General features: G+C 59.2%; 21 protein-coding genes. 13 read left to right on the top strand and 8 right to left on the bottom strand.

Annotated elements, in window-relative coordinates:
- The first annotated feature begins 173 nt into the window (after positions 1-173).
- From FIV05_RS01445 to FIV05_RS01420, 6 genes are all read left to right on the top strand, one after another.
- Positions 174-500: a hypothetical protein gene (locus FIV05_RS01445; RefSeq protein WP_145903669.1), complete on the top strand. Its 327-nt coding sequence runs from the start codon at positions 174-176 to the stop codon at positions 498-500.
- Positions 501-734: 234 nt separating this feature from the next.
- Positions 735-956 (top strand): hypothetical protein, encoded by a 222-nt coding sequence (locus FIV05_RS01440; protein ID WP_055657613.1) that lies wholly within the window; start codon positions 735-737, stop codon positions 954-956.
- Between the two features lie 508 nt (positions 957-1,464).
- On the top strand, positions 1,465-2,664 hold the full coding sequence (locus FIV05_RS01435) for an SH3 domain-containing protein (protein ID WP_152508425.1): 1,200 nt from the start codon (positions 1,465-1,467) through the stop codon (positions 2,662-2,664).
- A 268-nt stretch (positions 2,665-2,932) separates the two neighbouring features.
- Positions 2,933-3,691 (top strand): SDR family oxidoreductase, encoded by a 759-nt coding sequence (locus FIV05_RS01430; RefSeq protein WP_152508424.1) that lies wholly within the window; start codon positions 2,933-2,935, stop codon positions 3,689-3,691.
- Between the two features lie 254 nt (positions 3,692-3,945).
- A complete protein-coding gene (gene ada / locus FIV05_RS01425; RefSeq protein WP_152508423.1) occupies positions 3,946-5,022 on the top strand; it encodes a bifunctional DNA-binding transcriptional regulator/O6-methylguanine-DNA methyltransferase Ada in 1,077 nt (358 codons plus the stop codon).
- Positions 5,019-5,771 (top strand): 2OG-Fe(II) oxygenase, encoded by a 753-nt coding sequence (locus FIV05_RS01420; RefSeq protein ID WP_152508422.1) that lies wholly within the window; start codon positions 5,019-5,021, stop codon positions 5,769-5,771. Before ada ends, FIV05_RS01420 begins: the two co-directional genes overlap by 4 nt.
- Positions 5,772-5,848: 77 nt before the next feature.
- Here the strand turns inward: FIV05_RS01420 and FIV05_RS01415 are convergent, their stop codons facing one another.
- Positions 5,849-6,043 carry a hypothetical protein gene (locus FIV05_RS01415; RefSeq protein WP_152508421.1) on the bottom strand — a complete coding sequence of 65 codons (195 nt, stop codon included), beginning with the start codon at positions 6,041-6,043 and terminating at the stop codon, positions 5,849-5,851.
- Between the two features lie 251 nt (positions 6,044-6,294).
- On the opposite strand from FIV05_RS01415, the gene FIV05_RS01410 reads away from it, so the two are divergent.
- On the top strand, positions 6,295-6,783 hold the full coding sequence (locus FIV05_RS01410; protein WP_152508420.1) for a hypothetical protein: 489 nt from the start codon (positions 6,295-6,297) through the stop codon (positions 6,781-6,783).
- Between the two features lie 16 nt (positions 6,784-6,799).
- Here the strand turns inward: FIV05_RS01410 and FIV05_RS01405 are convergent, their stop codons facing one another.
- The 3 genes from FIV05_RS01405 to FIV05_RS01395 all read right to left on the bottom strand — a co-directional run bounded on the left by FIV05_RS01405 (position 6,800) and on the right by FIV05_RS01395 (position 8,620).
- Positions 6,800-7,105, bottom strand: coding sequence for a GNAT family N-acetyltransferase (locus FIV05_RS01405; RefSeq protein ID WP_152508419.1), 306 nt, complete (start codon positions 7,103-7,105; stop codon positions 6,800-6,802).
- Positions 7,106-7,220: 115 nt separating this feature from the next.
- Complete coding sequence (locus FIV05_RS01400) at positions 7,221-7,925, bottom strand: pirin family protein (protein WP_152508418.1); 705 nt, start codon at positions 7,923-7,925, stop codon at positions 7,221-7,223.
- 128 nt (positions 7,926-8,053) lie between these two features.
- A complete protein-coding gene (locus FIV05_RS01395) occupies positions 8,054-8,620 on the bottom strand; it encodes a DUF3291 domain-containing protein (RefSeq protein ID WP_152508417.1) in 567 nt (188 codons plus the stop codon).
- A 188-nt stretch (positions 8,621-8,808) separates the two neighbouring features.
- Between FIV05_RS01395 and FIV05_RS01390 the strand changes: the two genes are divergently transcribed.
- The 3 genes from FIV05_RS01390 (at position 8,809) to FIV05_RS01380 (ending at position 10,784) form a co-directional block, all read left to right on the top strand.
- Positions 8,809-9,636, top strand: a complete 828-nt coding sequence (locus FIV05_RS01390) for a sulfite exporter TauE/SafE family protein (protein ID WP_152508416.1) — start codon at positions 8,809-8,811, stop codon at positions 9,634-9,636.
- 133 nt (positions 9,637-9,769) lie between these two features.
- Positions 9,770-10,471: an AzlC family ABC transporter permease gene (locus FIV05_RS01385; RefSeq protein ID WP_023002160.1), complete on the top strand. Its 702-nt coding sequence runs from the start codon at positions 9,770-9,772 to the stop codon at positions 10,469-10,471.
- Positions 10,464-10,784, top strand: a complete 321-nt coding sequence (locus tag FIV05_RS01380) for an AzlD domain-containing protein (RefSeq protein ID WP_062490371.1) — start codon at positions 10,464-10,466, stop codon at positions 10,782-10,784. Before FIV05_RS01385 ends, FIV05_RS01380 begins: the two co-directional genes overlap by 8 nt.
- Before the next feature lies 1 nt (position 10,785).
- Here FIV05_RS01380 and FIV05_RS01375 read toward each other — a convergent pair whose 3' ends face one another.
- Positions 10,786-12,336 (bottom strand): bifunctional aminoglycoside phosphotransferase/ATP-binding protein, encoded by a 1,551-nt coding sequence (locus tag FIV05_RS01375; RefSeq protein ID WP_152508415.1) that lies wholly within the window; start codon positions 12,334-12,336, stop codon positions 10,786-10,788.
- Between the two features lie 128 nt (positions 12,337-12,464).
- Between FIV05_RS01375 and FIV05_RS01370 the strand changes: the two genes are divergently transcribed.
- Together FIV05_RS01370 and FIV05_RS01365 are read left to right on the top strand one after the other, a co-directional pair.
- On the top strand, positions 12,465-12,845 hold the full coding sequence (locus FIV05_RS01370; protein ID WP_055657628.1) for a hypothetical protein: 381 nt from the start codon (positions 12,465-12,467) through the stop codon (positions 12,843-12,845).
- 382 nt (positions 12,846-13,227) lie between these two features.
- Entirely contained in the window at positions 13,228-14,892 is a 1,665-nt protein-coding gene (locus FIV05_RS01365) for a thiamine pyrophosphate-binding protein (RefSeq protein WP_152508414.1), read from the top strand.
- A gap of 75 nt (positions 14,893-14,967) precedes the next feature.
- Here FIV05_RS01365 and FIV05_RS01360 read toward each other — a convergent pair whose 3' ends face one another.
- Genes FIV05_RS01360 through FIV05_RS01350 form a run of 3 tightly spaced genes read right to left on the bottom strand, consistent with a single transcriptional unit; the run spans position 14,968 to position 17,874 of the window.
- A complete protein-coding gene (locus FIV05_RS01360) occupies positions 14,968-16,323 on the bottom strand; it encodes a TRAP transporter large permease subunit (RefSeq protein WP_023002155.1) in 1,356 nt (451 codons plus the stop codon).
- 1 nt (position 16,324) lies between these two features.
- Complete coding sequence (locus FIV05_RS01355; protein WP_152508413.1) at positions 16,325-16,840, bottom strand: TRAP transporter small permease; 516 nt, start codon at positions 16,838-16,840, stop codon at positions 16,325-16,327.
- Positions 16,840-17,874, bottom strand: a complete 1,035-nt coding sequence (locus FIV05_RS01350; protein ID WP_152508412.1) for a TRAP transporter substrate-binding protein — start codon at positions 17,872-17,874, stop codon at positions 16,840-16,842. Before FIV05_RS01350 ends, FIV05_RS01355 begins: the two co-directional genes overlap by 1 nt.
- Positions 17,875-18,258: 384 nt before the next feature.
- Between FIV05_RS01350 and FIV05_RS01345 the strand changes: the two genes are divergently transcribed.
- Positions 18,259-19,974, top strand: coding sequence for a thiamine pyrophosphate-requiring protein (locus FIV05_RS01345; RefSeq protein WP_286202247.1), 1,716 nt, complete (start codon positions 18,259-18,261; stop codon positions 19,972-19,974).
- Positions 19,975-20,071: the final 97 nt, after the last annotated feature.

Genomic DNA, 20,071 nt, shown 5'->3' with positions numbered 1-20,071 from the left:
TCCGGTCCCCACGCCACCTGCCAAGGAAAGCTAGAATATCAACTCCATACAATCTAGTGTTGTTGTCTGGGTTTAGTCAAAAACTCACGGACAGGGAGGTGCAATTGGGAGATCGACACGCGTTCAGAATCGCCAAACTGGATTTCCACCAACGTGGGATGGGAAGAGCGGCGATGAAGTACTGGAGAAGGAACGGAGCAGATCGCTTCGATGTCGTCCGTATCTCACGCGGCGACGGAAAATTTGTACTAGCGGCAGTCATTGGTCACGAAAAGGCCGACGACATACTTCAGCTCGATTACGACCTGAGGAGAAGGCTAAGTGTCAACGTGGACGAGTGCGTGGAACTGTGCGTTGAGAAACTCGGCTGGCTGGGCACAATCTGCTGGTACGTCACTGTGAAGGACCCGGTGGTGCGGATCTCTGCAAGACTCGCAGTCATCTCTGTGGCGCTTGGTCTAGTGGGATTGTTCCTGGGCATCATCAGCCTTGTGAAGTAGACCGCCTGCCTCTTCCCCTCCCGCATCCCCCCGGCTAACCTCGCCACAACCACAGACAACCATCAGGAATCTAATGTCCGCCGAAAGAGTCTCTCAGGATCAGATCAACAAGGCCGCGTGGGCCGCATGTGAGCCCTTCACTGGCTTCCCGCGATGGGGGCCGATAGAGCAGTGCCTGGGTGCTTCGCAACCAAATAGCGAACTTCCCAGACCATCTGTATTAGGAAACAACCTGTGAAAATCTGCGCTCTGACCAATGGTGTGATGCGGGTTGCTTACCCAGTCGGTGGTTCTGCCTACAAGTGCTTTCCTTCCGGCTCAAACCTTGCTGCGGATGCACTGACTTTCGAGACGGTGGTCGAGGCTGCCGAGTTCCTGATCAAGAACCCTACGTGGGGCATCAGGATGAACCCCGGGGCTGCGATCATCTACGACAACATCCAGATCCATCGTTAGTTTCGAGGTGAGGCGAGCTTGAAAACTGCTACAATGAAGTGCTACATTGCGTTTGCAGTTGGTGATGTAAGGCATTGAAATTCAACAAAAATATATTCTGACTAGGTGAATCCACTCGTCTGTACCATTTCCCCCTTCATAAACTTTCAGAATTATTTTTTGGAACGCAAGTCAATCTTGCTGCAATTGCTTCGGCTTGAGCGCTGCAGTAAGGGGTGCCAAGAATGCTGCGACTGCACTGCAGATTGCGCGCCTACAGGCAATCAAAGACTGGCGAAGCTGCAATGCTTGGCTGATATTCCTTCAAAATACTAATGATCTTTTTTCGCATAATCTGGATCGTTTCATAGTCTGTAATCTTAACTGGAGAAACAGACTTACCTCAAAACACAGAAAATTGGGCTGAGCAGATCAACCATATGGCGTGAAGTCTGGTTGCAATACCTTACGTCGCTCGAATACACTGAATTGCGGTGTCAATGAATTGTACTTGAGTGTGTGATTACCCATGATCATCCGAATCCTCATGATCTTTTTGGTCACCATCCTTCCTTCAGTGGGAAAAGCCGAACTTAGCTACAATTCGGGAGAGGGGGACGATGGTCTGAGGTTTGTTGTTATCGAGGGTACCTTCACACCCGGTGACGACCTCTCCGAATTCGAGAAAGTCATTCGTTCTTTCAATCCCAATGTGATCGGCTTTGACAGCGACGGCGGGAACATTTTCAAGGCGATGGAACTTGGTCGGATCATCAGATCACACGGTTTGGCCACGATCCAACTCCGCCAGCTTGAATGCGCTTCTGCTTGCGCCCTGGCATTCATGGGAGGCCGATCTCGATATGCTGAACCGGGTTCCATCGGGGTGCACAAGTCTTCATTCTCGCCAACAACTCCCTTCAACAAGGAGGAGGCTGTTTCTGCTGTTCAGGACGCCACAGCGGACATCATTGGGTACATGGTGGAGATGGGAGTGAACCCCGCACTCTTGCAACTCGCATTCAAGACAGAAGCAAATGACATTAGATATCTCTCTGGGCAGGAGATGGCTAACTTTGGAGTTACTTTGTCTGAGGGTGCCACGGACACGGCCGCAATCTCCAAGCCTTCAAGCGAAGCAAAGCCGTATGTAGCATCACGACCTTCCGTTTCGACAAGTCCGAAGCAAATTGCGCCGAGCAGAGCTACCATTCCCGTTGCTCGTTCTGGACGTGTCCGACACCCTAAGGGTTCAGTTTTAATGAAGGCGTCACCTAACGGGAAAGCTCATAGCTTACGTCGCTTCACAAATGGCGTATCTGTGCAAATCACTGGTGAGGAAGACCGTTGGTATCGTGTGACTGTTGCGGGCGTAACTGGGTATATGCACCATACGTGGATACGAGTTGATCAATTCGATGCTACGCCTGGCGAACTTAGGCTCATTCAAGTCAAGAGTTTCGACAACATCGACGAAGCGGTTAGTTACGCAATGGCAAGAGATCTCCCTTTGGCGGTCTACCTTGCGACCAACGGATGGTATGCGGTGACGATCGCTAAGCCGTTGGATAAAGAGCAAGCCCTCTATTTCACCAAGGGGTTGAAAAAAGAGGGCGCCATACCGAGCGATAGTTTTGTGACTATGGGAAATACCTATGTGATGAAAATATGTTGCGGGACAGGTTCGTCATACGGGGAAGCCTCAAGTGCGGCTGGATACGGCAAGTAGATATCAGGTTACCTTTGAAGCAGACTGTTGCCGCTCCTTAAGTCCACTCGCACATTGATCGACAGACGTCGTTGGCCTCATTGAGCGTGCCCAACATGTTTGAAATAGGCTGCCTTTGTGCTGGTATACCCCTGACCTGATCGTCGTGCTCAACCCCTTCTTATGGATTTGACAACAAGAAACGGATAGTTCGGCTCGGCCCGATCATGACACCTGTCGCTCGGACACTGGCTTATGCCGGGTCCAATGACAGACAGGAGAAAACGTCATGGAACTCGAAAACAAGTCGATCATCATCACCGGGGCAAGCAGCGGGATCGGGGCTGCAGCAGCGAGCCTTTTTGCAGCCGAAGGAGCGAATGTCATCCTTGGTGCCAGGCGTTCCGCGGAACTTGAGGCGGTTGCGTCCAAAATCCGTGAAGCCGGCGGCACGGCCGTTTTCCTGGAGGGCGACGTAAAGGACGAAGGTTATGCCGCGGCATTGGTCGATCTTGCCCTGAAGGAGTTCGGGCGACTGGACGGTGCCTTCAACAATGCAGGCATTGTCGGTGCCATGGAGCCGGTCCCGGACATGGGTATCGGCAACTGGAACGAGGTCCTGACTGTCAACCTGACAGCGGCGTTTCTGGCTGCAAAAGCGCAGATACCGGTCATGAAGAAAACCGGCGGTGGCTCGATCGTCTTCACATCGTCATTTGTTGGTTTCAGCAACGCGGGCATGCCCGGCATGGGCGCTTACGCGGCTTCCAAGGCCGGTCTCAACGGCTTGGTGCAATCACTTGCATCCGACCACGCCGCTGAGGGTATTCGGGCCCATGCCTTGATGCCGGGTGGCACAATTACACCGGCCGGTGGCGAAGGAAATCCGGACGTCTTGGCGTTCATTGCAGGTTTGCACCCCATGAAACGCATGGCGGACGCAAAGGAGATCGCACAGGCTGCGCTTTTCCTGCTGTCCGACCGCGCAAGTTTCATGACGGGCAGCCCGACGATTGTCGATGGCGGCATGTCCATTCGGCTGACCTGACTGGACGCTTTGCCACAAGGCGGAGCGCCGCCTTGTGGCAAATCCCGGACCGCCTGTTTGAGGCAACGGCACCCATTCAACAGACTTGAGCGGAGCCTCCGCTCCGTTCCTTGCCCTGAAATTCAAATATGCCCGCGGCTCGGAAAACGGGTCGCTGAAGATCCCGATTTGAAGGTAAGGACCGGAGTGCACGCTCGTGAAGCCGGTGACAGGATTGGCGAAGTTGACGACAACAATTTCGGGAAGACGCACCAATGGAAGCCTTGAACGACAATCAGACCAAGCTGCCCCTGGCAGAGGACCCTCGGTGGGCGCGCATAGCAGCCCGTGACAAGACCGCAGACGGCCAGTTCTGGTATTCGGTGTCGACGACCGGTGTCTATTGTCGCCCGTCGTGCCCTTCGCGCCTGGCCAATCCGAAAAACGTACAGCTTCACACAACGCTCGAAAGCGCCCGGGCGACCGGTTTCAGGGCGTGCAAGCGCTGCAAGCCGGAGGGCTTGCCTGCCGGTGCCGAGAATGCAGCTATTGTCGCAAAGGCCTGCCGCATCATTGAAGGCAGCGAAGAAGAGCCGTCACTGGATGATCTTGCTCGTTCCGTCGGCCGTAGCCCCAGCTACTTTCACCGCGTGTTCAAGGCGGCAACCGGGCTAACGCCAAAAGACTACGCGTCAGCGCATCGGGCCAACAAGGTCCGTGATGGACTTGGTTCCGGCATAACGGTGACCGAGGCAATCTATGACGCAGGCTTCAATTCCAGCGGACGGTTCTATGAAAAATCCACCGGGATGCTGGGTATGACACCCACCCAATACCGTGCCGGCGGAGCCGACGAGGAGATCAGGTTCGCGGTTGGCCAGACGACGCTTGGTGCCATTCTGGTCGCGTCCAGACAGAAAGGCGTTGTGTCGATTCTTCTCGGAAGTGACCCGGGGGATCTGGTCCGGGATCTGCAGGACCGGTTTCCCAAGGCAACACTGCTTGGGGCGGATCGCGACTATGAAGGTCTGGTGGCCCGGGTGGTGGGCTTCGTCGAATGTCCAAAGATCGGTCTGGACCTGCCTCTGGATGTCCGCGGAACCGTCTTCCAACAAAGGGTATGGCAAGCTCTTCAGGAAATCCCTGCCGGAGAAACGGTCTCCTATGCCGAGATTGCCCGGCGTATCAAGGCACCCAAATCATCACGGGCTGTTGCCCGGGCATGTGCTGCCAACAAGCTCGCAGTGGCAATCCCCTGCCACCGTGTGGTTCGAAACAGCGGTGCACTTTCCGGCTACGCATGGGGTGTGGAGCGCAAGCGCGATCTCATCGAGAGGGAGAAACGGGCATGAGGAAACTTACCGCCGACGAGGATCGTTCGAATGCTTTGGCGACCTCCGTAGGGGCTCGGGTCGCCGGTTATGACTGGGCCGCGATCCACGAAGAGCTGAACGGGTTCGGCTGTGCCACGCTGCCTCAGCTCTTGTCGCCCGGGGAATGTCGTGCCCTTTCGTCGCTTTATACCGAGGAAGAACATTTCCGAAGCCATGTCGTCATGGCGCGGCACGGCTTCGGCAAGGGGGAATACCGCTATTTCAAATATCCGCTGCCGGATATCCTGGGTGGATTGCGGACCGCCCTTTATCCCCGCTTCGCCGGTCTTGCCAACAGGTGGAACGAGGTCATGGGCTTCGATCAACGATTTCCGGTTACCCATGACGCGTATCTGGAGCAATGCCACAAGGCGGGCCAGGTCCGGCCGACTCCTTTGTTGCTGCAGTATGGCGCTGGCGACTTCAACTGCCTTCACCAGGATCTGTACGGAGATCTGGTTTTTCCGATCCAGGTTGCGATTTTGCTATCGGAACCGGACAAGGATTTCTCGGGGGGCGAGTTCTGCATGACCGAACAACGTCCGCGCATGCAGAGCCGCGTTGAGGTTGTCAGCCTGCGCCAGGGGGATGCCGTGGCCTTTGGCGTTCACAACCGGCCTGTCCAGGGAACGAGAGGAAGTTACCGCGTGAACATGCGCCACGGCGTGAGCCGCGTGCGCTCCGGCACGAGACACACTGCAGGGATCATCTTCCACGACGCGAAATAGGCATCAGCTCCGTGCTTGGCGAGCCGTCTTGAAGTTTTATGGTGCCCGGCAGCAGGTTGATAGCTGCCGAAGCGCGATCATGTCTTCCTGAAAGACTTGATGAGCAGGACAATGGCGCTGCAGCCGAGAAGCACGCCGGCGATGAAACACATCAATGGAGCCAGCAGGCCAAAGTCCGCCTTGAGCGCCTCATAGTTCTGGTTGCCGAACTTGAAGAGGGCGGACGTCATCCAGAGGAACAGTATTGCTGTGATCAGGCGGCCGTAGTTCATCCGTGCCCTATCGGTGTTTCGAATGAGAACGGAGTAACCCTTTTTCCGTTAAAGGTAAGTGTCGTTTCTCGGATAAAGTGTAGGCTGGGCTGCAGGCAGACGATACCAAGGCTCTGATTATACGGTGAACGGATGGTCGGTTGGTTCTCCCGAGAAATCAGGTCTTTCTGACGGTTCATGGCCCGGGAGGCCGTTGTGTGTCATGCGGGACTCTGTCTGAATGAGAGCACCTGATCTCTAAGGAGCATGCAATGTCCTATCACGATGCCCCCGGCCTTGGTCGCCGTCTGGTCCGTTTGCCCGGTCAGCTGCTTCTGGCGCTCGTGAATGCGACGGCGCTGCTCGTCATTGCAGCCTGCGTGCTGTCGCTCCTTGTGTTGAACAGGGTCGATACAGCGGGCGAACGTATCGCCGGCAATGTGACAGAAGCCGCGCTCGCCCGGTTGCAGGTCTCTCCGGGCGAATTCAAGGCCCGGATCGAAGCGCTCGACGGCAAGATCACCGGGCTTGCTGCGCAACTCTCTGATCCCGACCTCAGGGATCATTGGGACGTGGCGCAGCAACTGAAGGAGCTCAATCGGAACCTTGCCGACATCAGGCTGGCGGCAGTTGGTTTGAGCGCTGCCGGTCCGGAAATCACCGACACCGCTTTCGAACAGGCCGGCAACATGCTGACCGGTGCGCTCTACACCTTGCGGGGGTGCGAGACGGCCGTAGAGGACAACGAGCCTTCGAGCTGAGCATGTTTCTTTTCGCCTAGGCCTGAAACACGTCCGCCCATTCGGGGTGCTTGCGCCGCTGCGCATTCACATAAGGACACAGAGGCACGATCTTCACCTGCTTGCGACGGGCGTCATCAACAAGCCTTTCCACCAGTGCCTTGCCAACCCCCATGCCACGCATGCTGTCCGGCACGCCGGTGTGATCGGCAATGATCAGGTGTTCGTTGACAATGGAGAAGGTCAGTTCGGCCGGTTCGGTGATCCCGTCTACCTTCGCCACATAGCGGCCTTTGCTGCCATCCTGTTCCAGGGTGATGTCGGGGGAAGTTGTCTCTACCATTGTCGGTCTCCTGATGTGGATGAAAGCAATTGCTCTGATCCTGTGTTCAATCTGGCTGTTCGTTTCCAGGGAAGTACATGGGGATGGGGCGGGAACAATCCCGCCCCAATTCGTGTCAGGCTGCCAGGTCGAACAGCAGGAATTCGGCATTCTCACTGGCTGTCAGCGAGATTGCGCCTGTCTGAAGCAGGCCAAGACCGTCACCTGCGGAAAGCGGTTGGTCGTTGACGCTGATCTTGCCTTTCACCAGTTGCAGCCAGACCTTCCGGCCGGGGCGGATGTCGAAGGCCAGGCTGCGATCGGCGGTCAGAAGCGACGCATAGAGATCGACATCCTGATGAATGGTAACGGATCCGTCCCGCCCGTCGCGCGATCCGATCAGGCGCAGCGCATCGCGGCGGCCGTCTTCCGGAAAGGCCTTCTGCTCGTAGCTTGGCGAGATTCCGTCAGCTTCCGGAACGATCCAGATCTGCAGGAAGTGGACCGGATCAGTATCCGAGTGATTGTACTCGCTGTGCCGGACACCGGTGCCGGCGCTCATGCGCTGCAGTTCTCCCGGCCGGATGACGGAGCCCGTACCGAGTGAATCCTTGTGTTCCAGACCACCGGAAACGACATAGGAGATGATCTCCATGTTCTGGTGCGGGTGGGTCGGGAAGCCGGCGCTGGGCGCGACACGGTCCTCGTTGATCACCCGCAGGGCACCGAAACCGATGTGGTTCGGGTCAAAATAGGACCCGAAGGAGAACGTGTGCTTGCTCTTCAACCAGCCGAAATCGGCATCGCCGCGAGCATCCGAAGGACGGAGTATCTGGTTCATGGTTCAATCCTTTCCCAATCTCTGGCACGGGAATGTCCGTGCGCTGTTGGACCTAAGATTGCCACTGCGAGATTGTTTTACAATTCTGCCAAATCTGGACAATTAGTCATCGATTTTTGAACAATTCCCTATTGAACAGCCTTTGGAACTTCGGTCCGGGTTCGGTTTCGTTCCGCGATCTGTTTCGATACGCCGCCGTTCACTGTTGTGGGCTTTCCGGAAGGATCGAAAGCGGACTTGAATGTGAAGGCCGCGGGCGTGGGGCCCGCGTCGCCCAGGCGCTCGAAGCGGTCGACCGCTTCCACCCAGTCCGGTTGATGGCCTTCCGGCACCCACCACAGGGCATAGGCGGGGTAGGCGTGGTCTTCCCGCATGAAGTCCGGGCCCTTTTTCAGGATCTCGGCGTGCGGCCCTCGGTAGACGGCGGCAAGCGCTGATTCCAGGTCTTGCCAAAGCGAGATGGTGGAGGGGGCCCAGCCGTCGCCATTGTCCTGCCAGTATCTGGGAAAAATCTGCTCGCCCCAGCTGTCCGGTCCCGGTTCGTCCTCGTAGCCGGAGCGGGCGACGAAACCCTCGGCGCGTTCCATCGCGGCCCACACAAGCGGCTCGGCCTGGTGAAAGGGTTCCACAACCGGGTGGTCCGCCCGCGTACGGAATTGGCCGAATGTATAGAGCGCAAGCCAGTGACCGTTCATGCTTCCTCCCCGCCTGAATGACACCCGGCAGAGACTGGCTGCAATTCACCCGTGTCGCAAGAGGTTGCAAGCGTCGCAAAACAGATAGTCCGCGCATGCGGCTGGAAAAATTCGCGCAGCTGGTCTAAGCGCTGGAAGAAGACTTTGGTGGCCGGCATGAGCTCGGCACCGGCAACGAGGATAATCGCGTGGAAGATCTCAGCCTTTTCTCCCTTGGCCTTCTGGCTGTTGCGCTGCTGGCAACCGGGCTTGTGGCCGGGATCATTGCAGGCCTGCTCGGCGTCGGTGGCGGCATCGTCATCGTGCCGGTGCTCTATTACATGTTCACCGCCCTGAAGATCGACCCGTCGGTTCTCATGCATGTGGCGGTGGGAACGTCGCTTGCAACCATTCTGGCGACCGGCACGTCGTCGGCGCGTGCCCACTACAATCGGGGGAGCGTCGACATGGATCTCCTGAAACGCTGGTGGTGGGCGATCGCCCTTGGCGTCATCGCCGGGGGAACGCTCGCGGGGAACATTTCGGGTGGCGCACTGACGCTGGTCTTCGGGATTGTCGCTCTGGCCGTGTCGGCCAACATGATGTTCCGCAAGGAGGGCTCCCATCTGGCCGACAAGCTTCCCGGATCTCCGATCAAGGAAACGCTGGGTTTCCTGATTGGCGGGATCTCGGTGATGATGGGCATTGGTGGTGGAACACTCGGCGTTCCGACATTGACCCTCTTCAATTATCCGATCCGCAAGGCGGTTGGCACTGCAGCGGCCATCGGCCTCATCATTGCCGTTCCGGGCACCCTGCTGTCGATCTTCTTTGGCTGGGGCGAGGAGGGGCGCCCGCCGTTCTCGCTCGGGTATGTCAACCTGATCGGCTTCTTCCTGATCATTCCGGCAAGCACTTTTGCTGCACCCTGGGGCGCGAAGATCGCCCATGCCATCGATCCGTCGAAGCTGAAGCTCGTGTTCGCGCTGTTCCTCGGTTTTACCGGCCTGCGGATGATCTACGGCGTCGTGTTCTGACCCGTGGCCCGGTCCCGGCTACAGGATCGCTGATGGGTAAATCAAAAGGTTTCATTGGTTCTGAGGCGATTTATCAGCAATACTGACCTTTCTATGCGGGGGGCTGCCCGCCGCCTGACACTCTTGGACAGACATGTTGAACAAAAATGTGACCCTCAGCCTGCAAGGCTGCGTGCGGGGCGCCACGATGTGCATTCCGGTTTCCCCGGGCATCATCGCGCTTGGACTGGTCTTTGGAACGGTCGCCGCGCAAAAGGGGCTGACCTTCCTCGAAACGATCATGATCAACTCGCTTGTCTTCGCCGGCGCCAGCCAGTTTGTCGCGATGGAAGTCTACAGCGATCCGCTCAACTATGCTCTTGTCGTGGCGATGATCGGGGTTACCGCTGCCGTCAACATGCGCATGCTGCTGATCGGCGCGAGCCTGCGGCCCTGGCTTGGCCAGGTACCGGCCTGGCAGACCTATCCTTCCCTGTTTCTGCTGACGGACCTCAACTGGTTGCTGGCCTTGTCGGAATACGACAAGGGCACGCGCGACTGGGGGATCTATCTCGGCAGCGGCCTCTTCACCTGGTCGGTCTGGTCGCTTTCCGTCGTTCCGGGCTATTTCGCGGGCAGTCTGGTGTCGGACCCGAAGGTCTATGGCCTCGACGTGGTTCTGCCGGCTTTCTTCGCCGCACTTCTGGTGCCGCTCTGGAAGGGTAAGCGCCAGACAGTCAGCTGGCTGTTCGCAGGCGGTATCGCCGCGCTGACCTGGTATTTGGTCGGTGGCTACTGGAGCATTTTCACCGGTGCCATCGCCGGTGCTTTCGCGGGGGCCTATCTCGATGACTGAGGGAGCATTCACCGCCGACCCGATCTTTATCCTGGCCGTGCTTGGCATGACAGCGGTCACTTACGCCCTGAGGGCGGGTGGATACTGGGTCATGGGCCGGCTGCCCATCACGCCGCGGGTGCGCCGCGGTCTGGAGGCGTTGCCGGGCGCGATCATCGTTTCCACCATCCTGCCCATCGTGTTGAAGGGCGGGCTGGCCGTGGCGCTGTGCCTTGTCGTTGCTGCAGCGGCACAGGTGACACTGCGCAAGGAATATGTCGCCGTCTTCTGTGCAGCCGGAGCCGCGGCAGCTCTCAGGGCTGCCGGACTGTAGTCTACTGGCGGTTCAGGATTTTCCGCACCTGTCCGGCGGTTTCGTCGACGTTGCTGCCCGCGTCGATTTCCGCCCAGTTCATCTGGCCGAGGTCGTAGCCAAGCTGGGTATCGACAACGTCGGCGTTTGCGTCCGAGGCATCGTCCCCGCGCGCGGAGACCCGGGCTTTCAGGATGTTCGCCGGCGCGGTCAGCCACAGGCCGCAGAAACCGCATTCAACATTATTGGCGATGGCCTCGATACGGTCCCGTTCGCTCTCGGCGGCAAAAACCGCATCGAAGATTGCGGAGTGACCTGCTGCGAGGACGGTCTGAATGGTGTCGTCCAGCGCGTGGTAGACCTTCTGGGACGCCTCCAGCGTATAGGCTTCCGCCGGCGCCTTTTCCGTTTCTTCAATGCCCAGCAGGCGCTTTCGCATCACGTCCGTGCGCAGCACGCGCGCGCCGGGTGCCCGGCCGATGCCGGGGGCAATTTCGTAGGCAAGCGTGGTCTTGCCGGTGCCGGAAAGGCCACCGATGGCAACCAGTTGCGGGCGTGAGGGATCCAGAAAGTCCACTGCGTGGCAGAAATAGGCCTGGGCCTGGTCGCGCTCACGTTGTTTCTGGTTCGGGTCCGACTGGTTGAGAGCGGAGCTGGCCGAGATCTTGGAGCGGATCGCCGCGCGCATCATCAGGTAGAAGGGCAGGGCTGCCAGGCCCTCCGAATGCGTGTCCAGGCGGCTCTTGTCCATGTAGCGGTTGAACACCCGGTTGGCCGCACGCTGTTGACCCCGGTCCCACAGGTCCATCAGCAGGAAGGCGAGATCGTAAAGAACGTCGCCGGTAGCAATCGCATCTGAAAATTCGACCGCATCGAACAGAACCGGGGCGTCATCAACCATGACGATGTTGCGAAGGTGGGCGTCTCCGTGGCAACGACGGACAAGGCCCTGTTCGCCCCGGCGCAGGATCAGCTCGTGCAGAGCCGACAGGACAGTGCGGGAAGTCTCGGTCAGATGCCGGACCGCCTCGGCTTCGAACAGATCGGGGTGCTCGCGAAAGGCGGCGTCGTTCTGCTCCACGTAGCTTGCAAGCTCCGCGTAGAAGCCATTGCCCTGCCGCAGCGGCGCGGCGTCATGAGCATTGATCATCATGTCCGCCAGCCTGTCCGTCAGGGTGTCCGGAAGCGGGTCGGTTCCAGCGACGGAGTCCAGTTCGTGCCGTCGTTCGAACCGGCTCATTTCAACTGCCCATTCGATGGGCTCTCCAGTGCCGCCAAGATCCAGCGTGCCATCTGCCTCCCGCGTCACAGGCAAGGCCTGCCGGTAGATCTGTGGTGCGTTCGGCTGGTTGAAAGTTATCTCCGCCTTGCAGGCTTCTTCGCGCAAGGGCAACGTCGAATAATCGAGAAAGGGAAACTTGACCGACCGTTTGACCTTGTAGGCCTTGCTGCCCACCAGAAAGACGATATTGGCATGGGTGTCGATCCGCTTCACCTCGGGCCGCGCCGGATCGTCGGACGGCAGGCTGCCGAGGAACTCGAGCGCCTGGTTCTGGGTTTCGGCCTGATCCATCTTCCGTCCCTTTTGCTGACACGTGGCAATACATGCCTCACATGCAAACCACCCGGTTTGATCCTTCTCAATGTGAGGTGCCCCGGATGTGGCACAAATAAACCGGATTGTCAGTAAAGGAGGGCCCCATGAGCGACTATCCGGCTTTGAAGAAGATCAGGTTGAACCTGGCCAGAACCAAGGATTTCCCGCAAGGTTCGGCGAACCACGGTTATGAATTCACCGCTCCGCTTGACGAAACCGGCCATATCGACGCCGGCCTTTGGAAGAAGCAGCGCGACCATTGCCGTGTGCGGCGATTCTGGGGCGCCGAGGAAGAGGAAGTCGGCCACCTCATCCACCGTCCGGGTGGCTCCTGGGCTTTCCATTACGATATCGACGGCGAGGACGACGACGAGGCGGGCTACCGTTTCGGCGCACATGCCTTCAACCCGGGTGAATACGTCTCCATCAAGGACGAGGATGGCGAGATGCACACCTTCCAGGTGGTGACGGTTCAGTCGATCTGAGATCAGCTTCCCATAACAAGACATAACAACGAATGGGGGCAGGGGTACCGGGAAACCGGTGCCCCTTTTTTGTTTGCAGCGCCGATGCTTATCGGCAAGGCTGGCCATGACATGAGGCCCATCCTTCGAGACAGCGCTTCGCGCTTCCTAAGGATGAGGACTGTGTGTGACACAATCAGGCGGCCTTACAACACATTTAACCTCATCCTGAGGAACGCGTTTGCGCGCGTCTCGAAGGATGAGCTGCAAGTCCGTTGTCGGAGATAAATTATTCTAAATCGGAATGACCCCATTGCCAATTAATCTGATTTTCGCCTCTAACAGGCGGGATTTTCATACGCTATAGAATGAACAGATCATCTTTCTCGTAAGGACCCGGAACATGGACCAGAAGACCGGCGGTGAATTGTTGGTGGAGGCGCTGGAGCGCCACGGGGCGGAGCGCGTGTTCTGTGTGCCCGGCGAAAGTTACCTTGCCGTGCTCGATGCTCTTTACGATGCGTCGATCCCGGTCACGGTCTGCCGCCAGGAAGGCGGGGCTGCAATGATGGCCGATGCCTGGGGCAAGCTCACCGGCAAGCCGGGCATCTGCATGGTGACCCGTGGTCCCGGGGCTACCAACGCTTCTGCCGGTGTCCACGTGGCGGCGCAGGATTCCACGCCGATGATCCTGTTCATCGGACAGATCGAGCGCGGCATGCGCGAGCGTGAAGCCTTTCAGGAAATCGACTACCGCCAGATGTTCGGTGGCATCGCCAAATGGGTCGCGGAGATCGATCACGCGGATCGCGTACCGGAGTTCATTTCGCGGGCCTACCATGTTGCCACGTCCGGCCGTCCGGGGCCGGTGGTTCTGGCGCTTCCGGAAGACATGCTGGTCGAGAAGGCCGATGCCCCGCAGCCGCCTGCGTGGACCCAGGTCGAAACGCATCCGGGCCTCACCCAGATGGCGGACCTGCAGAAGCGCCTTTGGGCGGCCGAGCGGCCGATCGCCATTCTGGGCGGCAGCCGCTGGTCGGAAGAAGCCGTCGCCGGCTTTACCCGCTTTGCCGAACGTTTCGACCTGCCGGTTGCCTGCTCGTTCCGCCGCCAGATGCTGTTCGACAACCTGCATCCGAACTATGCCGGCGATGTCGGCATCGGCATCAATCCGAAGCTGCTGGCACGGGTCAAGTCCTCCGATCTGATCCTGCTTGTCGGTGGCCGCTTGTCGGAAATGCCGAGCCAGTCCTATTCGCTGCTCGACATTCCCTCTCCCACACAGCAACTGGTTCATGTCCATCCGGATGCCGAGGAACTTGGCCGGGTCTACCGGCCGGCGCAGGCAATTCATGCCAGCCCGACTGCCTTCTGCAAGGCGGCCGAAGGCCTTCAGCCGCCGTCCGAACTGAAAGGCGCAGGCGAAGCGGCAAAGGCCCATCAGGACTATCTGGACTGGTCCGGTGCGCGGCCACAGGTACCCGGCAACCTCCAGATGGCCGGCGTCATGGAATGGCTGGAAGCCAACTTGCCGGAAGATGCGGTCTGCACCAATGGGGCCGGAAACTACGCCACCTGGCTGCACCGCTTCCACCGGTTCCGTCGCTACGCCACCCAGGCAGCTCCGACGAGCGGTTCCATGGGATATGGCCTGCCGGCAGCCGTTTCCGCCAAGCTTGCCTTTCCGGAGCGCGAAGTCGTCTGTTTTGCAGGCGATGGCTGCCTGCAGATGACCATGCAGGAGTTTGGCACCGCCTGTCAGGACGGCGCCAACATCATCGTGCTTGTGATCGACAACGGCATGTACGGCACCATCCGCATGCATCAGGAACGCACCTATCCTGGCCGCCCGTCGGCAACCAAGCTGGTCAATCCGGATTTCGCAGCGCTTGCCCGCAGCTATGGTGTCTTCGGTGAGACGGTCGAGACGACAGACGCTTTCGGTCCCGCATTCGAACGCGCCCGTGCCGCCGGCACACCCGCAATCCTGCATCTGAAGCTGGACCCGGAAGCCATCACCCCGGCCGCAAGCCTCAGCCAGATTCGCGCGGCGGCACAGGGCAAGTAAAAAGCCCAGCCTTGAACGAAAAAAGCACGCCCGTGACCCCGGGCGTGCTTTTTCGTTTATAGGGGGCTTCGATGCCTACCTCAGCACCTGCGGCAGCCACAGGGTGATGATCGGAAAACAGACCAGCAGGATTACGCGCAGGATCTCGGCACAGAAGAACGGTGCAACGCCCTTGAAGGTCTCGATCATCGGCGTTTCCCGGTCGAGCGAGGAGATGACGAAGACATTCATGCCGACCGGTGGCGTGATCAGGCCGAGTTCGACCACGATCAGGGCGAGTACGCCGAACCAGATCTTCAGGTCCTCCGTGCTCATGCCGAAGCCTGCCCCTTCCGCTCCCTGGTAGATGCCGCCGTTGATCTCGACCAGTACCGGCCAGAAGAACGGGATCACCAGCAGAATCATCGACAGGCTGTCCATCAGGCAGCCGAGCAGGATGAGCGCGATCAGCAGCAGGATCAGAACCGTCATCGGCTCGAGCCCGGAGTTGGCGATCCAGGAAGCGGTTTCCTGAGGCAGGCCAACGCGGGACATGAAGATCTTGAGGAGTTCCGCCCCAAGGATGATCAGATAGATCATACCTGAAGTGGACGCGGTTTCCTTGAGCGCCTGAATGAAGTCGTGGCCGGACAGCTTGCGCTGCAGCAGCCCGAACAGCAGGACTAGAAAAACGCCGACGGCAGCTGCCGGTGTCGGGTTGAAGAATCCGAAGTAGATGCCGCCGATTACCAGCCCGAAGATGATCAGCACCGGGATCATGCCGGCAGTCGCCTCCAGGAATTCCTTGCGGTCGGCAACACCTCCCTTGGGCCCGGCTTCCGGCTTGATGGTAACATAAAGGGCGATGGTCAGGAGGAAGAGAACCACCGCCAGCAGACCCGGCAGAAATGCTGCCATGAACATGGTGACGATGTTTGCTTCCACGATGATGGCATAGATGATCAGGACGACCGAGGGCGGGATCAGGATGCCGAGCACGCCGCCCGCGGCGAGTGTTCCCGTTGCCAGCGCGCCGGAATAATTGTAGCGCTTGAGTTCCGGCAGGGCGACCTTGCCCATGGTGGAGGCGGTTGCAAGCGACGAGCCGCAGACCGCACCGAACCCGGCGCAGCCGGCGATGGCCGCCATGGCCGTGCCGCCGCGCAGCCAGCCGAGCCAGGCATTGGCCCCCCGGAACAAAGCCTGGCTGAGGCCGGTCTTCGAGGCGATCGCCCCCATCAGGACGAACATCGGCACGACGGAAAGGTCGTATATGGAGAACTGGCCGTAGGCGAGGGTCTTCAGCTGGCTGAGGACGAGGGCGGGGCCGTTCAGCATCATGGTGCCGACACCGCCGACAAGGATCATCGCATAGGCAATGGGCATGCGGATCGCGATCAGGGCGATCAGCACCACGAGAGCGCCAAGCCCGAGGACAAGTGCGTCCGTCATTCTAGTGGTGTCCTCTCGACAGCGCGGTCATGTCCTGCAGCAGCGTGACAAGCGCGGCCAGTGCCAGCAGGGCAAGCGATATCAGGATCGGCACGAAGGCCATCCAGTGCGGGATCTGCAGGATGGTGGTGGTGTAGTCGTAGTTCTTCTGGTCCAGCATGCCGTAATACATGCGCCAGATCAGCATCAGCGCAAACACAAGGGCAACCAGCGACCCGAGCAGGGTGAAGAAGGCAATCACCCGTCTGGACGCGCCGGCGGTGAAGATGTCCGCAGAGACGTTTGCCCCGACCAACTGGCAATAGGGCAGGAACGCGAAGACCGCGATGGCCACGCCCATTTCGGTCAGCTCGAAATCGCCCGGAAACGGTGTGCCGAAAACCGAGCCGATGATCGACAGCATGTTGACAGCGACGACCAGCAACAGCACGACGCCGCCAAGGAGAGCCCAGAGCGTTATCAGGCGGCTGGCAGCCCCGGTGAACCCGGAGCTGCTGGCTTTGAGAGTGTTCGACATCAGTTGGCCGAGTGGCTGGCCACCGCTGCGCGGGCCTTTTCAACCAGCGCGGCACCGTCGATACCCTTTGCGGAGACTTCCTCGACCCAACGGTCGGCAACGGGTGCCAGCGCCTGACGGAAAGCTTCGGTCTCTTCCTCGGTCAAGGTGACGTGGGTGTTGCCTGCCTTGGTGGCCAGACCGATCCCGAAATCATCCGAAGCAGCCCAGATTTCTCCAACCTTCACGATCCACTCTGGACCGGAGGCATCACGAAAGGCCTTCTGAATGTCTTCCGGCAGACCATCCCAGCGTTCCTGGTTCATGGAAACCTGGAAGGTGGTGGTGCCGAAACGCTCCTTGTCGACGCCTTCGATCTGGTACTCGGTCTGCTCCTGGATCTTCAGCGGCGGAATGATTTCCCACGGAATGAAGGCGCCGTCGATAACACCCTTCTGCAGCGCAGGCGGCAGTTCCGGAACCGGCATGGCGACCGGCGAAGCGCCGAGCGCCTCGATCACCCAGGCACCTGTTCGGGTCGGGATACGGATCTTCTTGCCGGCGAGGTCTGCCGGGGAGTGGACTTCCGTGTCGCGCATGTGAATGGCCTGGCCGGCATGCACATGCAGGAACATCACTTCAACGCCCTTGTATTCGTCCTTCAAGTCCGTTTCGTACAGATCCATCAGTGCCTGGTTTGTGGCAGCCGGATCGTTGGTGTGAATGCCCGGAAGTTCGAACACCTCGGTGCGCGGGAAGAGGCCAGGCGTATAGCCGTTCACGGTCCAGACCAGATCGACCACGCCGTCGCGCACCTGGTTGATCAGCTCGGGCGGACGGCCGCCAAGCGTCATGGCCGGATAGATTTCGATATGGACCTTGCCACCGGAATTTTCTTCCACCTGCTTGGCCCACGGCACCAGCATCTGCGTGTGCGCAGGGGCTTTCTCGCCCAGGAAGTGGTGCAGCTTGAATTCGTAATCGGCCGCGCTTGCGGACGATGCGCCGGCGGCGATCATGGCAGCGGCCAGAAACGCGTTCTTGAGAATGCTCATGTTGTCTCCTCCCATCGGAAGCTCTTGTCGACTCCCGGTCTGTAACTTGCTGGCCAACCTTCAATGTGTGCGATCGTGGAACACCCTTCAACGATGCCGGAAGACCTTTCGGGCGCACCTCTTGCAGATTTGCGGCCAGCAGGGAACGTAGCTCCGCGATCATCTTCACTAATTAGTTTGGTAATGTAAAATGAGATAATAGCCATTATACTTTCCAATTTTAGAAAGAAAATTCCTTGTTCCCATAGTCGTTTTTTATCGTCTAGGGTGCGCGTCAAAGCAGACGCGAAGGCGGCGGATAGCGGAGGGGCTCCTTTCCCGCAAGAGCCTGAATTGCCTCGCAATTTCTGCGTTCTACATCAAAAAGGAACATGGGAGGACGGCATGGCCGACAGGATGGACAGCACCACGATTACCGCGGGTGGAGCGGTGTTCGGCAAGTTGAAGGCGCTCGGTGTCGACTATGTCTTTGCAAATTCCGGCACAGATTTTCCACCGATCATCGAGGGACTGATCGAGGCAACGCAGAACGGGCTCGACCTTCCGGTGCCGATCACGGTGCCGCACGAACATGTTGCCGTCGGTATGGCACACGGCTTTTACCAGATCTCAGGCAGGATCCAGTCGGTCATGCTGCACACCAACGTGGGGCTCTCCAACGGCATTACCGGCGCCATCAACGCATGGTGCGATCAGGTTCCCGTGCTGATGATGTCCGGTCGCACGCCGGTGATGGAAGCCGGCCGCTTTGGCGCGCGAACGGTGCCGATCGGCTGGGGACAGGAAATGTTCGACCAGACCGCGCTGATCCGCGAAGTCACCAAATGGGACTACGAGTTGCGTTTTCCCGAGCAGATCGCGGATCTCTTCGACCGGGGCTGGGCCATTGCCAATTCCACGCCCAAGGGCCCCGTCTATCTCAGCCTGCCGCGTGAAGTTCTGTGCGAGCAAACTCCGCCGGACGGCCTTGATACCCCTTCGAAACAGGCCCCGGTCATCGCAGCGCCGGATCCCTCGTCACTCAAACGGGCAGCAGACCTGCTGGCCCAGGCCAAAAGCCCGCTGATAATCAGTCAGCGAGGAGCCGGATCGGAGGAAGCCTTTGCGGCCCTCGGACGGTTCCTGACGGACTGGGCCCTGCCGCTGTCGCACTATTGGGCAAACCAGCTTTCCGTGCCCCTGTCGCACCCGATGCAGGTCGGTGCGTCGCCGGAAGCCCTGCTTGCCGAGGCGGACGTGGTGCTGGTGATGAACTCTCTGGCGCCCTGGTGGCCGGACAAGGTCGCCCTTCGCGATGATGTCACCGTGATCCAGCTCGGGCCGGATCCCCTGTTCACCCGCACGCCGATCCGCAACTTCCAGGCGGATGTAACCCTGGCAGGAGAAACCGCTCAGACGCTGCTGGCGCTGATTGCCGAAATGCAGAGCCGTCCGCGTGACGAAGCCGTCTTGAACGCCCGCAGACATCGTATTGCCGAACTGTCGTCCGCCAATCGTGCGGAGGTTGTCACCCGGGCCAAGCGCGGCAATGCCGGCCCGATGAGCAAGGACTGGGTCAGTCTTTGCCTTGGCCGCGCCATCAAGGGGCGGAAGGCCACAATCTTCCATGAGCTTGGTTGTCCGCTCGAGCCGCTCGACCTGGAGCAGCCGAACAGCTACTTCCAGGAACCTCATTCCGGGGGGCTTGGATGGGGTCTCGCGGCGGCGCTTGGCGCACAGCTTGCCGACCGCGACCGGCTGGTCTTCGCAACCATCGGCGACGGCAGCTACATGTTCGCCAACCCGACGGCCTGCCACATGGTTGCCGAGGCGCATGAGTTGCCGGTGATCACGCTTGTGCTGAACAACGAGGAGTGGGGCGCGGTGCGTCACTCGGTGGTGGGCACTTACAAGGATGGTCTTGCCAGCAAGGCCAACGATGTGCCGCTGACGTCCCTTCGGCCAAGCCCGGATTTCACCAGAACCGCGGAGGCCAGCCGCGCCTACACCGAAACGGTGACGGAAGGCGACGCGCTGCCGGCAGCGCTGGAACGTGCCATCAAGGTAGCGACGGAGGAAAAGCGGCAAGTTCTGCTCAACATCGCCATCGCGCGGGCTTGAGGCGCGGGTTCAATTGATCGGAAGAATAAGAAAATCAAGGGACGATTATCTTGTTTTTCCGAAAGGAGCTCTTCGGACATGCCCCGTGGTCCGGCTT

This window comes from Labrenzia sp. THAF191a (assembly GCF_009363335.1).
In the GTDB taxonomy this organism is placed as follows: domain Bacteria; phylum Pseudomonadota; class Alphaproteobacteria; order Rhizobiales; family Stappiaceae; genus Roseibium; species Roseibium algicola.
Note: the sequence above shows the minus strand (reverse complement) of the source record. Positions and strands in the feature narration are given on the sequence as shown.